Origin of the sequence: Mycobacteroides franklinii, from assembly GCF_002013895.1 — a bacterium.
Lineage (GTDB): Bacteria > Actinomycetota > Actinomycetes > Mycobacteriales > Mycobacteriaceae > Mycobacterium > Mycobacterium franklinii.
Window position 1 is genome coordinate 597,115 of sequence record NZ_MAFQ01000001.1, and the last position, 13,919, is coordinate 611,033.

Annotated in this window: 13 protein-coding genes; 12 read left to right on the forward strand and 1 reads right to left on the reverse strand. The window is 65.5% G+C overall.

Going from position 1 to position 13,919, the window contains the following annotated elements; all coding sequences use genetic code 11:
• Window positions 1–6 precede the first annotated feature (6 nt).
• The 9 genes from ndk (at window position 7) to B4393_RS03155 (ending at window position 9,286) form a co-directional block, all read left to right on the forward strand.
• Window positions 7–417 (forward strand): nucleoside-diphosphate kinase, encoded by a 411-nt coding sequence (ndk, locus tag B4393_RS03115; RefSeq protein ID WP_078278450.1) that lies wholly within the window; start codon window positions 7–9, stop codon window positions 415–417.
• 409 nt (window positions 418–826) lie between these two features.
• The gene (locus tag B4393_RS03120; RefSeq protein WP_078332854.1) at window positions 827–3,718 is read left to right on the forward strand and encodes an Rne/Rng family ribonuclease; all 2,892 of its coding nucleotides are present in this window, start codon (window positions 827–829) and stop codon (window positions 3,716–3,718) included.
• A gap of 209 nt (window positions 3,719–3,927) precedes the next feature.
• The gene (gene rplU, locus B4393_RS03125; protein ID WP_078332855.1) at window positions 3,928–4,239 is read left to right on the forward strand and encodes a 50S ribosomal protein L21; all 312 of its coding nucleotides are present in this window, start codon (window positions 3,928–3,930) and stop codon (window positions 4,237–4,239) included.
• Window positions 4,240–4,252: 13 nt separating this feature from the next.
• Complete coding sequence (rpmA, locus tag B4393_RS03130) at window positions 4,253–4,510, forward strand: 50S ribosomal protein L27 (RefSeq protein WP_070935535.1); 258 nt, start codon at window positions 4,253–4,255, stop codon at window positions 4,508–4,510.
• A gap of 55 nt (window positions 4,511–4,565) precedes the next feature.
• Complete coding sequence (obgE, locus tag B4393_RS03135; RefSeq protein WP_070935533.1) at window positions 4,566–6,014, forward strand: GTPase ObgE; 1,449 nt, start codon at window positions 4,566–4,568, stop codon at window positions 6,012–6,014.
• Between the two features lie 29 nt (window positions 6,015–6,043).
• Window positions 6,044–7,150, forward strand: coding sequence for a glutamate 5-kinase (gene proB / locus B4393_RS03140; protein ID WP_078333010.1), 1,107 nt, complete (start codon window positions 6,044–6,046; stop codon window positions 7,148–7,150).
• 114 nt (window positions 7,151–7,264) lie between these two features.
• Complete coding sequence (locus B4393_RS03145) at window positions 7,265–7,906, forward strand: hypothetical protein (protein ID WP_078332856.1); 642 nt, start codon at window positions 7,265–7,267, stop codon at window positions 7,904–7,906.
• Between the two features lie 148 nt (window positions 7,907–8,054).
• Window positions 8,055–8,672 (forward strand): hypothetical protein, encoded by a 618-nt coding sequence (locus tag B4393_RS03150; RefSeq protein WP_070935529.1) that lies wholly within the window; start codon window positions 8,055–8,057, stop codon window positions 8,670–8,672.
• Between the two features lie 80 nt (window positions 8,673–8,752).
• Window positions 8,753–9,286, forward strand: a complete 534-nt coding sequence (locus B4393_RS03155) for a hypothetical protein (protein WP_078332857.1) — start codon at window positions 8,753–8,755, stop codon at window positions 9,284–9,286.
• Window position 9,287: 1 nt separating this feature from the next.
• Here the strand turns inward: B4393_RS03155 and B4393_RS03160 are convergent, their stop codons facing one another.
• A complete protein-coding gene (locus B4393_RS03160; RefSeq protein ID WP_078278446.1) occupies window positions 9,288–10,154 on the reverse strand; it encodes a ribokinase in 867 nt (288 codons plus the stop codon).
• A gap of 56 nt (window positions 10,155–10,210) precedes the next feature.
• Here B4393_RS03160 and B4393_RS03165 point away from each other — a divergent pair, with 56 nt between their 5' ends.
• The 3 genes from B4393_RS03165 (at window position 10,211) to B4393_RS03175 (ending at window position 13,905) form a co-directional block, all read left to right on the forward strand.
• Window positions 10,211–11,527: a glutamate-5-semialdehyde dehydrogenase gene (locus B4393_RS03165; protein WP_078332858.1), complete on the forward strand. Its 1,317-nt coding sequence runs from the start codon at window positions 10,211–10,213 to the stop codon at window positions 11,525–11,527.
• Window positions 11,528–11,597: 70 nt separating this feature from the next.
• The gene (locus B4393_RS03170; RefSeq protein WP_070935523.1) at window positions 11,598–12,446 is read left to right on the forward strand and encodes an AAA family ATPase; all 849 of its coding nucleotides are present in this window, start codon (window positions 11,598–11,600) and stop codon (window positions 12,444–12,446) included.
• Between the two features lie 31 nt (window positions 12,447–12,477).
• Window positions 12,478–13,905: a vWA domain-containing protein gene (locus B4393_RS03175; RefSeq protein WP_078332859.1), complete on the forward strand. Its 1,428-nt coding sequence runs from the start codon at window positions 12,478–12,480 to the stop codon at window positions 13,903–13,905.
• Window positions 13,906–13,919 lie beyond the last annotated feature (14 nt).

Sequence of the window (13,919 nt, forward strand, 5' to 3'; positions counted from 1 at the left end):
TCGCCCGTGACTGAGCGGACGCTGGTTTTGATCAAGCCCGATGGTGTGCAGCGGGGACTTGTTGGTGAGGTGTTGAATCGGATCGAGCGCAAAGGCCTGAAGCTGGCCGCTCTGGAACTGAAAAACGTCGACGACGCAACGGCCCGGGCTCACTATGCCGAGCATGCGGAGAAGCCGTTCTTCGGCTCGCTGCTCGAGTTCATCACCTCGGGGCCGCTGGTGGCCGCAGTGCTGGAGGGACCGCGCGCCATCGCCGCGTTCCGCCAGATCGCCGGTGGCACCGATCCCGTGGAGAAGGCCGCGACCGGCAGCATCCGGGGCGACTTCGCGTTGGAGACTCAGGAAAACCTGGTGCACGGTTCCGACTCGCCCGAGTCCGCCGCCCGCGAGATCGCGCTCTGGTTCCCCGCCCTCTGAACTCAATCCATCTGATCTGAACCCCACGAGTGTGCGGTTTGCGTCGATTCCTTCTGGATTTTCGACGTAAACCGCACACTCGATTACGTATGTGGGTCGGGAGACGCGGCCAGTTTGTGTCTTGGTCCCCGCTACCTGATTCGTATGGGATACTGAATGTGGGTCACGGCACATGCGGCCACAACCGGCCAGCCACCGACCCGAATGACGACACGGCGAGCGCGATCACCATTGCAGCACGTCAAGCCATCATTCCAGCCAGGCACTGGGTGGGTTCGGAACTGCGGTATCGCAGCTACGGATCGCTCGGAGCAAGACCACCACAAACCCGGACCTAGCCCGGGTACATAGAGAGAAAGCCCTCGCGTGGCCGCGTCTGAAGACGCGCCCGGGGGCTTGAGGAGAATAAGTGGCCGACTATGAGCTACCAGAAGACCTACACACCAGCACTCCAGAAGGGGAACAAGCCGCGCTAGCGCCGGACACCCCGCAACCCCCTGCTGAGCAGGGGGAACTGCCCGAGAAGCTGAGGGTGCACTCCCTCGCGCGCGTTCTCGGAACCTCCACACGCCGCGTGCTCGACGCGCTGTCCAAACTGGACGGGCGCGCCCGCAGCCCGCACTCGAATGTCGACAAGCAGGACGCAGCGAAGGTTCGCGAGGTGCTTGCGAGCGAGGCGGAAGCCACCCCGGCAGAGGCGCCGGCTCCGGTTGTCGCCGAGACGGCGGCCTCGGCTGTAGCCGAGGAGACATCTGCCGTTGTTGCCGAGGGTTCGGTAGAGGACCCCGATAACCCGCCGACCGCGCCGATCCTGGTCGCGGAACCGACGATCATCGAGGCCGCGGCGGTACCACCGCAGGCGGTGCCGGGCCCCACCGCGTACGACTATGGCCCGCTCTTCGTGGCGCCGCAGGCTCCCGATCCGCAGGAACGCCCCGCAGCCGTCCGTGCCGAGAAGGCTGAGGACGTCGATGAGGATGTCGCCGAGGGAGACGATCCCGACGGTGACGGCGATGGTGATGGCGATGGTGATGGCGATCGTCCGGCACGCCGTAGGCGGCGGGGACGGCGCGGCCGTGGTCGTGGCCGTGGTGAGCAGGCCGGCGGCGAGGGATCCGAGGATGCCGATGCCGAGGGCGGCGAAGCTGCCGACGGTGATGACGCTGCCGAGGCCACCGAGGCCACCGAGGCCACCGAGGGCGACTCCTCGACGGCCGATGGTGACGAGTCGAACGCCGAGGACGGCGACACCCCCGAGGGTGCCAGCCGTCGCAGGCGTCGGCGTCGTCGTCGCAAGACCGGAAGTGGTGACGACGGTGACAGTCCGTCGGAAGACGATCCGCCGAACACTGTGGTGCACGAGCGCAAGCCCCGTGCCGAGCGAGGCGATGAGATTCAGGGGATTTCTGGATCTACCCGCCTGGAGGCCAAGCGCCAGCGCCGTCGCGACGGACGCGATGCCGGACGGCGCCGTCCCCCGATCCTGACCGAGGCAGAGTTCCTGGCTCGGCGTGAGGCCGTAGAACGGGTGATGGTGGTGCGGGACAAGACCCGTACCGAGTCGCCACATGAGGGCGCCCGCTACACACAGATTGCCGTTCTCGAGGATGGCGTGCTCGTCGAGCACTTCGTGACGTCGGCCGCGTCTGCCTCGCTGGTGGGCAACATTTACCTCGGCGTCGTGCAGAACGTGCTGCCCTCGATGGAGGCAGCCTTCGTCGATATCGGTCGCGGTCGCAACGGTGTGCTGTACGCCGGTGAAGTCAACTGGGACGCCGCCGGTCTCGGCGGCTCCAACCGCAAGATCGAGCAGGCACTCAAGTCCGGTGACTACGTCCTGGTCCAGGTCAGCAAGGACCCGGTGGGACACAAGGGCGCCCGGCTGACCACGCAGATCTCGCTGGCGGGTCGCTACCTGGTCTACGTACCGGGCGCGTCCTCGACCGGTATCAGCCGCAAGCTGCCCGACACCGAGCGGCAGCGTCTCAAGGAGATCCTGCGCGATATCGTCCCGTCGGATGCCGGTGTCATCATTCGCACCGCCTCAGAAGGCGTGCGGGAAGAGGACATTCGCGCCGATGTCCAACGGCTGCAGGAGCAGTGGCAGGACATCGAGCAGCGTTCCACCGACCTCGCCGCCAAGGCCTCCGGCGCCGCCATGGCTCTTTACGAAGAGCCCGACGTGCTGGTCAAGGTGGTTCGCGACCTGTTCAACGAGGACTTCTCCAAGCTCATCATCGAGGGTGACGTCGCCTGGGGCACCATCGATGACTACGTGAAAAGCGTTGCTCCCGATCTGCTTTCGCGTATCAATCGGTACGAGCCCACGGATGGTCCCGACGTCTTCGCGGTGCATCGCATCGACGAGCAGTTGGCCAAGGCGCTGGACCGCAAGGTCTGGCTGCCCTCCGGCGGCACTCTCGTCATCGATCGCACCGAGGCCATGACGGTCGTCGACGTCAACACCGGAAAGTTCACCGGCGCCGGCGGCAACCTGGAAGAGACGGTCACCCGCAACAACCTGGAAGCCGCCGAAGAAACCGTCCGGCAGCTGCGCCTGCGCGATGTCGGCGGGATCGTGGTCATCGACTTCATCGACATGGTGCTCGAATCCAACCGTGACCTGGTGCTGCGACGTCTCACCGAGGCCTTGGGGCGCGATCGCACTCGTCATCAGGTATCCGAGGTGACCTCGCTCGGGCTGGTGCAGCTGACCCGTAAGAAGCTGGGCACTGGCTTGATCGAGGCGTTCTCGTCGACCTGCACGCACTGCGCGGGCCGGGGAATCGTGCTGCATGTCGACCCCGTCGACAATGCCGGTGCCGCGGCCGGGGGAGCCAAGAAGCCCGAAACCGGCCGCCGTGCCAAGCGTTCCCGCAAGGGCAAGGCGGATGAGCCGGAAGTCGTGGTCGCCCGCACCCCGTCGCACCCGCAGGGTGAGCATCCGATGTTCAGGGCGATGGCGGCGGCAAATGGCCACGGCGAGGACGGTGAAGACGGCGATGTGGCCGAGGATGCGCTGGGTGACGACGCGTTCGATGAGGTCGAAGAGACTGTGGACACCGTGGACACCGTGGAGACCTTCGAGAGTGTCGAGACCGATACTCCCGAGGTTGAGCACGAGCCCGCGCCGGCTATCGCCGACGTTGTGCAGGAGGCCGAGGCCGACAGCGTGTCCGAGGCGGCTGTCGAGGAGCCTGACGAGCCCGAGACCGCACCCGAACCAGCTGCTAAGGCGCCCACACGGCCCCGGCGCAGGCGTTCAGCTGCGCGGGCCGCGGGACCGCCGGTAGAGCACTAGGCCGCGGCCGGATGTCGTTGGCTGTGCAGCTCCGCGAGCCGGTTTGACCCTTAGGCCGCTGGTCAAGTAGCCTTGAGCAGTTGTCGCGAGGCTTCCGGCCCGCGGCATGTGGCCCAGTGGAATTACTGAGCGGGCCCACCCCACGATCCAGATGCGTCAACCGACCTGGTTGCGCGCGTCCGAACAGCAGAGCAGAGGTAGACGCAACGATGGCGACCTACGCAATCGTCAAGACCGGTGGCAAGCAGTACAAGGTTGCCGTCGGCGACCTGGTGAAGGTCGAGAAGATCGACTCGGAGCCCGGCTCCTCGGTGCAGCTGCCCGTTGCCCTGGTCGTGGACGGCGCCACCGTCACCACCGATGCCGACAAGCTCGCCAAGGTTGCAGTGACCGGCGAGATCATCGAGCACACCAAGGGCCCGAAGATCCGCATCCACAAGTTCAAGAACAAGACCGGCTACCACAAGCGGCAGGGTCACCGTCAGCGGTTGACCGTGCTCAAGGTCACCGGAATCAAGTAGGAGCGTCTGACACATGGCACACAAGAAGGGCGCGTCCAGCTCGCGCAACGGTCGTGATTCCAACGCGCAGCGGCTTGGCGTCAAGAGGTTCGGTGGCCAGCTCGTCAAGGCCGGCGAGATCCTGATCCGTCAGCGCGGCACCCACTTCCACCCCGGCGTCAACGTCGGGCGTGGCGGTGACGACACTCTGTTCGCGACCTCCGCGGGCACCGTTGAGTTCGGCGCCAAGCGCGGCCGCCGGGTCATCAACATCCTCCCGGTCGACGCTTAATTTCGTTCTGTGTTCGGCGTCTGACCGGGCGCAGAACTGTGTGAAGGAGGCTTAGATGCCTCGTTTTGTTGATCGCGTTGTCATCCATGCCAAGGCAGGTACCGGCGGTCACGGCTGTGCTTCGGTACATCGTGAAAAGTTCAAGCCGCTCGGTGGGCCTGACGGTGGTAACGGTGGTCGCGGCGGCAGCGTGATCCTCGAAGTGGACCCGCAGGTGCATACCCTGCTGGACTTCCACTTCCACCCCCATCTGCAGGCACCCAACGGTACGCAGGGCATGGGTGGTCACCGCAATGGCGCCAACGGCGACGACTTGATTCTCAGGGTGCCCGACGGCACCGTTGTGCTCGACAACGACGGCCGGATCCTTGCGGATTTGGTTGGTGCGGGTGCGCGTTTCGACGCCGCCGCCGGAGGTCGAGGCGGACTGGGCAACGCGGCGTTGGCATCACGCGCCCGCAAGGCGCCCGGATTCGCCCTACTGGGCGAGACCGGGGCCGAAGTCGACCTGACGCTCGAACTGAAAACAGTCGCCGATGTGGGGTTGGTGGGGTTCCCGTCGGCGGGCAAATCCTCTCTGGTCTCCGTGCTTTCGGCGGCCAAGCCGAAGATTGCCGACTATCCGTTCACGACGCTGGTCCCGAATCTCGGTGTAGTGACCACTGGCGATCACTCCTTTGTGATGGCCGACGTTCCTGGTCTCATTCCCGGTGCGGCCGATGGGCGTGGGCTGGGTCTGGAGTTCCTGCGGCATATCGAACGCTGCGCGGTACTTGTCCATGTTGTCGACTGTGCGACGTTGGAACCCGGCCGCGATCCCGTTTCCGATATCGATGCGCTGGAAAATGAGTTGGCGCGGTATCAGCCGACGTTGCAAGATGATTCAGTGCTCGGTGATCTGGCCGACCGGCCCCGCGCGGTGGTGCTCAACAAGATTGACGTAGCCGAGGCCGACGAGCTCGCCGATTTTGTCACCGAAGAGGTGTCGAAGCGCGGCTGGCCCGTTTTCAAGGTGTCCACCCTGACTCGGGACGGACTGCGGCCGTTGACTTTCGCGTTGTGGGAGATGATCGTGGCGGCCCGTGCGGCCCGGCCCGAACCGGTGAAGACCCGCGCGGTGATTCGCCCCATCCCTGTCGATGAGAGCGGATTCACCGTGTCTGCGGACCTGGAGAACCCCGGTGGTTTTGTGGTCCGCGGTGTGCGCCCCGAGCGCTGGATTCGTCAGACCAACTTCGAAAACGACGAGGCTGTGGGCTATCTGGGCGACCGGCTGGCGCGTCTGGGCGTCGAAGACCAGCTGCTCAAACTTGGGGCACAGCCCGGTTGCGCGGTCACCATCGGCGACATGACCTTCGATTGGGAGCCGCAGACCCCGGCAGGCGTCGACGTGACCATGAGCGGTCGCGGCACCGATGCCCGTATCGACAAGACCGATCGAGTGGGTGCCGCAGAGCGTCGCCAGGCCAGGCGGGTGCGCCGCGGTCAAGTGGAGCCGGAGTGACTGGCGATGAGCGGCCTGCGGTCAGTGAACTGAGCGCAGGCGCGCAGGCGCGCCAGGCCATTCAGTCTGCCCGCACCGTGGTGGTGAAGGTCGGTACCGCTGCCCTCACCGATGCGACGGGGACCTTCAGCGCCGACCGGATGGAGTACCTCGTCGAGGTCATCGAGGGCCGGATGAAGGCCGGATCCGATGTGGTGATCGTGTCCTCCGGAGCGATCGCGGCAGGCATGGTTCCGCTCGGATTGACCAAGCGTCCAACAGATTTGGCGACCAAGCAGGCTGCTGCCAGTGCGGGTCAGGTGGCGCTCATCGGCGCCTGGAGCGCCGCCTTCGCGCGCTATGAGCGCACCGTGGGGCAGGTGCTGCTGACCGCTCATGACATTTCGATGCGGGTGCACCACACCAATGCGCAGCGCACACTCGACAGGCTGCGCACCTTGCACGCGGTCGCCATCGTGAACGAGAACGACACCGTGGCCACCAACGAGATCCGTTTCGGAGACAACGATCGCCTGTCGGCGCTCGTCGCGCATCTCGTGGGCGCCGACGCGCTGGTGCTGCTCTCCGATATCGATGGGCTCTACGATTCCGATCCCCGAAAGGGGAACGCGCGCTTTATATCTGAGGTGAGCGGGCCTGAGGACCTGTCCGATGTGATCGCCGGCCCCGGTGGCTCGCGCGGCACCGGGGGAATGGCCTCGAAGCTCTCCTCGGCGCTGTTGGCTTCCGACGCCGGTGTCCCGGTGCTGTTGGCCTCGGCGACAGAAGCTGCGGCGGCGCTGGGTGACGGCTCCTGCGGAACGGTTTTCGCGGCGCGGCCGCAACGCATGTCCGCTCGCAAGTTCTGGGTGCGCTACGCGGCCGAGGCCACCGGTTCGCTGACGCTGGACGCCGGCGCCGTGCGTGCGGTGGTGACCTCGCGACGGTCGTTGCTGCCCGCCGGGATTACCGGGGTATCCGGGCGCTTCCACGGGGGGGATGTCGTCGAGCTTCGCGACGTCGAGGGTTCGATGGTTGGCCGGGGCGTGGTGGCTTACGACGTAGCAGAGTTGGCGACCATGCTGGGCCGGTCTACCAACGAACTTCCCGAGGATCTGCGGCGTCCCGCCGTGCATGCCGACGACCTCGTCACCTGAACGCTTCGCGTATTTGCTCGAAAGAGTGGCGCGGTGTCTGAGCACCTGATACAAACGTTCAGCTAGTTCTCAGCTTGGGGGGTATTTCCCTGGGCTTCGTGTGGGAGGGATCAGATGACAGGCCGGAGCATAGGGATCATCAGCGCTTTCGTGAGCGCGGTGGCGTTGGTAGTGGGATTGTTCAGCTCGGTGGCCGTGGCAAGCGCGGCACCTGACACCGCTGAGACTCACATCAGGAGTCTGATCGCGGGCCAGCTGTCCGCGCTGCAGGCCGTCGACGCCGCCGCGTACGGCGCAACCTACTGCGCTGACTATCGCGACAAGGTGGAGGCCGACCACAGCCAGATGTTCACGCCGCCGGACGTGACGCGGCTTGCGGGCGCCAGTGTCAAGAAGCTGCGCGCCAAGACCAAAGAGATCTTCCCGATGGCATCCAGCGATGCCGTAGAGGCCTTTGTGCAGGCGGTCGGCGACGAGGACCAGAACGAGGTTGATACCGCGTGGCACCAGCTGTGGGCCAGCTCGTTCGCGAAGCTGTCGTACCGGGTGAAGAGCGTCGATGTCACCGGCGACAATGCCGAAGCCATTGTCGCGGTTCGCGTCGGCAGCACAAGCACCAATCAGCGCTGGGATCTGATCCGCGAGGGCCAGGACTGGAAGGACTGCACGGCGCCGCCGGAGCAGGACAACGTGCAGGGCATTGTCGGCGGCCAGGGCCGACAGGGTCTGCTGGATACTCCGCTGACAGGGGAGTAATCCCCGCGCGAAAACGTCTCCGACCGGCCGGTGAACGCGATTTTCGTGCCGCGCTGACTGGTAGGTTTGCTCGGTGAGAGTGCACGAGCTGATCTGGACTGATAGAAATTAGCTCAGGGGCAAGTGATCGATACGAGCGAGGGTAGTCATGGTTTGCCGGAGATGGGCCGGAGCGGCGCTGGTGGGGGCCCTGTTGCTGGGCGGTGTGGGTTGCACGCGAACTGTCGACGGTGACGGTCAGCCCAACGCCGAGGCGCTGGCCACTGTGCACGACGAGAAACAGATCAACGACTTGGTCCAGCAGCAAAACACCTATGCCGCGAATTTCGACTTCGCCAAGCTGGCCGAGACCAAGTGTGCCAAGTACCGGGACGCCACCGCCCAGAGCGGACCGCCCATTCCCGCGATGAACGAGATCGTCCCGCCCGAGATCGCCACTGCGCCCGGTGCGGGCGACGCACTGCGGGGATTGTTGTCGCAGAAGTTCCCCACGGTGCCGCCCGACGTCGTCAGCGCCGTCGTGGACAGCCTCGTCAATCAGGATGACCAGGCGTATCAGACGGCCATGCGCAATCTGCTGAAGTCGCTGATCGTCGTGAAGGCCGAAGTCCAGGACATCGAGATCAAGGGCGATCAGGCCACCGCGGAATTGACGGTGACCACCACCACCGGGGACAAGCCGGCCAAACGTGAGCAGCAGACCGTCAAGTTCATCAAGGAAAACGGCAAGTGGCTCGATTGCAATCCGCCGGGCTCGGGTAGCTGACCGACCGTAACGGATGCCGCGTTCCGCGGCGATAACGTGGTGTGAAGTACCGCCAATCAGGGGAGGGAACCGTCAAGCCAATGCTGGCCGTCGGCGTGGCTGTGGCCGCGCTGGCTGCGCTCGGTGCACCTGTGGTGCACGCGGCACCCAACCGGGACGCGGTGACAGAACACGTGCGGGCCTGGGAAAAGGCGTACAACGACGTCGACACCAACAAGATCGGCGACTTGACGTGCGATAAGTACCGCGACCGGGAGATGGCGAACAACGAGTCGCGGATTCCCACCTGGGACGACTTCGTCAAGCCCTCGGATCTGTACGCCAAGTTCCCCAAACTCACCCAGGAAACACTGGACCAGCTACTCGATGCCGCCAAGCGCAAGGACGCCGCTGCCTTTCGGCAGGCATCGGTTGATGTGGTGCGGGAGAACGCGCATCTGACGGTCACCAACATCGACAAGGTCAATGTCATCGAGGCCAAGAACGCGACGGTCACGGTGACCACATCGTCGGTGTGGGGCAACGACTCGCCCAAGACCACCACCTCTGATTGGTATCTGACCTACGAGCGCGACGCCTGGCGTTACTGCAATCCGGTGATCACCGTCCGCTGACTCAGGACCCCTTGAGCGACAGCTCGATCCGGGCAGCGGACGGGGCGCAGTTTCCGGCCCCTGAGCGCAGGGTGGCCAGCGCGCCTGCCACATTCGCGTGCCGCAAGGCCGTCTCCGCTCCGAGCGGCCACCAGGCCGCCAGCACACCCGCGAAAACATCACCGGCGCCGGTGGTGTCGAGCGGTCGCACCGGATACGACGGCACCGTGAGCTCACCCTGCGGGCTGCGATAGCGCGATCCCTCGTCGCCCAGCGTGGTGACCAGATGCCGTGACGGGTACAACCAGGATGCGGCCTCGGTCTGGTTGACGACGACCACGCTGGCACGAAAGGCCAGCTCTGCCAGGTCGGGCGAACGCTCGGGTACCGGGGATGCGTTGAGCACGAACTGCTTTCCGGCTTCGGCGGCCCAGCGGGCCGCCGTCAGCGCCACCTCGACGGGGATTTCCAACTGGCACAGCAGCACATCGTGCGAGCAGATGATGTCCTTGTGCAGCTTCTCGTCCAGCGTGAAATCACTGTTGGCGCCCGGGGCCACCACGATGCAGTTCTCGCCGGAATCCTCCACCGTGATGGTGGCCATTCCGCTGGGTCCGTCGACCTCGACGAGCCCATCCAGACCAATATTGTTGTCCGCCAGGTGAGATCGCAGCATCGGTGCGGCGCCGTCGGAGCCCACCGCGCCGATGAACTGCACCGAAGCGCCCGCCCGCGCCGCCGCCACGGCCTGATTGGCGCCCTTGCCTCCCGGAGCGGGCAGGGCCGATGTCGCCAGCACTGTCGCTCCAGGGGCAGGCAGCTCCTCCACCCGCAACGTCAGATCCATGTTGACGCTACCGAGGACGCATACCGTGGCTAACTCAGTCACCCGCCTAGGTTAGTCCTGGCGCAGCTACATTTCGGCCACCCGGATACCCTGACACGATGAGCGTTTCAACCAACGAGTTGGCCTACGGATCTGGGCGGTCCGCGGGTGGCCTCTCGAGCGACGCCGAGGACCTGCGCGCAAGCGTTCATGATGCCGCCCGGCGGGCGCGTGTGGCGGCCCGTGATCTGGCTCGGCTGACGGCCGATGCGAAGAACTCCGCGCTCCTCGCGGCGGCTGATGCCGTCGTCGCAGCCACCGATTCGATCATCGCGGCCAATGCCGATGACCTGCAGCGCGCACGGGACGCCGGTATTGACGAGGCCATGCTCGACCGCCTGGCCCTCGATGCACGCCGAGTGGCCGGTATTGCCGACGGTCTGCGCCAGGTCGCGGGTCTAGCGGACCCGATCGGCGAGATCCTGCGCGGCTCCACCCGCCCCAACGGACTGCGGTTGCGCCAGATCAGGGTGCCCCTCGGGGTGGTCGGCATGGTGTACGAAGGACGACCGAACGTCACGGTCGATGCATTCGGGTTGACCCTCAAGTCGGGCAACGCGGTGCTGCTGCGCGGCAGCTCCTCGGCCGCAACCTCCAATACCGAACTCGTGCGGGTGCTGCGCGAGTCGTTGGTCGCCAGCGCCCTGCCCGCCGATACTGTCCAGCTGCTCGACAGCCGGGACCGGGTGACCGTCACCCATCTCATTCAGGCACGTGGACTGGTTGACGTCGTGATCCCGCGCGGCGGGGCCGGCCTCATCGACGCGGTGGTGCGCGATGCGCAGGTGCCTACCATCGAAACCGGCGTGGGCAACTGCCACGTGTACGTGCACGCCGACGCCGATCTCGCTCTGGCCGAGCGGATTGTGTTGAACTCCAAGACTCGTCGCCCCAGCGTGTGCAACGCCGCCGAGACTCTGTTGATCGACCGGGCCATTGCGGACGTCGCGGTGCCGCGGCTCGTCGGCGCACTGCAGGCCGCCGGTGTCACCGTGCACGCCGATCTTGCCGTGCCGGGTGTGGTTCCGGTGACCGATGCGGATTTCGGCACCGAATACCTTTCCCTGGACATCGCGGCAGCTGTCGTCGACGATCTCGATGCCGCCATCCGCCACATCGAGCGTTACTCCAGCGGGCACACCGACGCTATCGTCACCGCGAATCTCGGTGCGGCCCAGGAATTCACCGATCGGGTGGATAGTGCCGCCGTGATGGTCAACGCCTCCACGGCGTTCACCGATGGCGAGCAATTCGGATTCGGCGCCGAGATCGGCATCTCGACCCAGAAGCTGCACGCGCGTGGCCCGATGGGCCTGCCCGAACTGACCACCACCAAGTGGATCGTCCTCGGCGACGGTCAGATCCGTCCCACCTAACACCTGGAGCACCGTGTCTGATTCTCTTCGCCCGAGCGGCTCATCGCAGTCTCGAACGCAGACCTCGCCGATGTTCACGAGCATCGATGACGTCACCACACGCTTGGCCGAGACCGGATACCTGGCGGACACCGCCACGGCGACGGCGGTATTCCTGGCCGACCGACTGGGCAAGCCACTTCTTGTGGAGGGCCCGGCGGGAGTCGGCAAGACCGAATTGGCCAGGGCGGTAGCGCAAACCACCGGTGCGGGTCTGGTGCGTCTGCAGTGCTATGAGGGTGTCGACGAGGCCCGCGCTCTCTACGAGTGGAATCACGCCAAGCAGATCCTGCGTATCCAGGCCGGATCGGGTGACTGGGATGAGACCAAGACCGATGTCTTCGCCGAGGAATTCCTGCTGTCGCGGCCGCTGCTGACGGCGATCCGCCGCGAGGACCCCACCGTGCTCCTCATCGACGAGACCGACAAGGCCGATATCGAGATCGAGGGCCTGCTGCTGGAGGTGCTCAGCGATTTCGCGGTCACCATCCCCGAACTGGGAACCATCGCGGCCAGCCGAAAGCCCTTCGTGCTGTTGACCTCCAATGCCACCCGCGAGTTGTCCGAGGCGCTCAAGCGGCGCTGCCTGTTCCTGCACATCGACTTTCCCGATGCGGAGCTGGAGCGGCGCATCCTGCTCAAGCGGGTTCCCGAGCTTCCCGCGGCGCTGGCCGAGGAACTGGTGCGGATCATCGGTGTGCTGCGCAACATGCAGCTCAAGAAGGTGCCCTCGGTGGCCGAGACCATCGATTGGGGTCGCACCATTTTGGCGCTCGGGCTGGACACCCTCGATGACGCGGTCATCGCGTCGACCCTTGGCGTGATCCTCAAACATCACTCCGATCAACAGCGTGCCGCCGGAGAGCTGAGGCTGAACTGATGAGCGCTCCCGCGAAGAAGAGACGGCACTAATGCCCCCGCGTAAGCCTCCGAAGGCGGTGCTGCCCCTGGCACCGCACGGTCTGCCGGGCCATCTGGTGGGCTTCGTGGAAGCACTACGCGAACAAGGTATTTCGGTGGGCCCGTCGGAGACCGTGGACGCCGGCCGGGTGATGACCGTGCTGGGACTGCAGAGCCGCACCGAACTTCGGGAGGGCTTGGCCTGCGCAGTATTGCGCCGTGCCGATCATCGTCTCACCTTCGATGTGCTGTTTGACCTGTGGTTCCCGCCCGCGCTCGGGGCGCGCTTCGTCGAGGTGGATCCGGAATCGACACCTCTGGACATTCAGGACATCGAGCAGGTGCGCGATGAGTTGGTGGACCTGCTGTCCTCCGATGCCGGAGACAAGCCGCTGAATTCGTTGATCGCGCAGATCGTGGAGGCCTACGGCAAGTACAACTCCACCCGGGGCACCTCCTATTCGGCGTATCAGGCCATGAAATCGCTGTCCCTGGATCAGATCGAGGCCAAACTGCTGGCGGGTCTGCTCGGCGACGGGGACTCAGACGCCCCGGCATCGCCGACCGATCAGGCGGTAGCGAAAGCGATTGCCAAAGAACGTGTCTCGAAGGTGCGCCAGCTCGTTGAGGCGGAGACCAAACGCCGCACCGCGGAACAGCTGGGGCGAGAACGCGTCACCGCGTACGGGGTGCCGCAGTTGGCCGAGAACGTGGAATTCCTGCGCGCCTCGGGGGAGCAGTTGCGCAACATGCGGCGGGTGGTGCACCCGTTGGCGCGGATGCTGGCCAGCCGCCTTGCGGCCCGGCGCCGACGTGCCCACACCGGCCAGATCGATCTGCGTCGCACGCTGCGCAAGTCCATGTCCACCGGCGGCGTGCCGATCGACGTCGTGCAGAAGAAGCCCCGGCCCGCACGTCCCGAGCTGGTGGTGCTCTGTGATGTCTCGGGATCGGTGGCGGGCTTCTCGCATTTCACGCTGTTGCTGGTCAACGCGCTGCGTCAGCAGTTCTCCCGGGTGCGCGTGTTCGCTTTCATCGACACTACCGACGAGGTGACCCACCTGTTTACTCCCGATACCGACCTGGCCGAGGCGATCGTGCGGATCACCCGGGAGGCGGAGGTGTTCACCGGCGATGGGCACAGCGACTACGGGCACGCGTTCAAGACGTTTGTCGAGAAGTTCCCGACGGTGCTGTCTCCCCGTAGCGCGCTGCTGATCCTCGGTGACGGACGCACCAACTACCGCAATCCTGCCGTCGAGGTGCTGTCCTCCATGGTGTCGTCCAGCCGCCACGCCCACTGGCTCAACCCCGAGCCCAAGAATCACTGGGGAACCGGGGATTCGGCGGCCACGCGGTACCAGGACGCCATCACCATGCATGAATGCCGCTCGGCCAAGCAGCTGGCCGCGGTGATCGACAACCTGCTACCGGTTTAGCGTGGCCTATCACT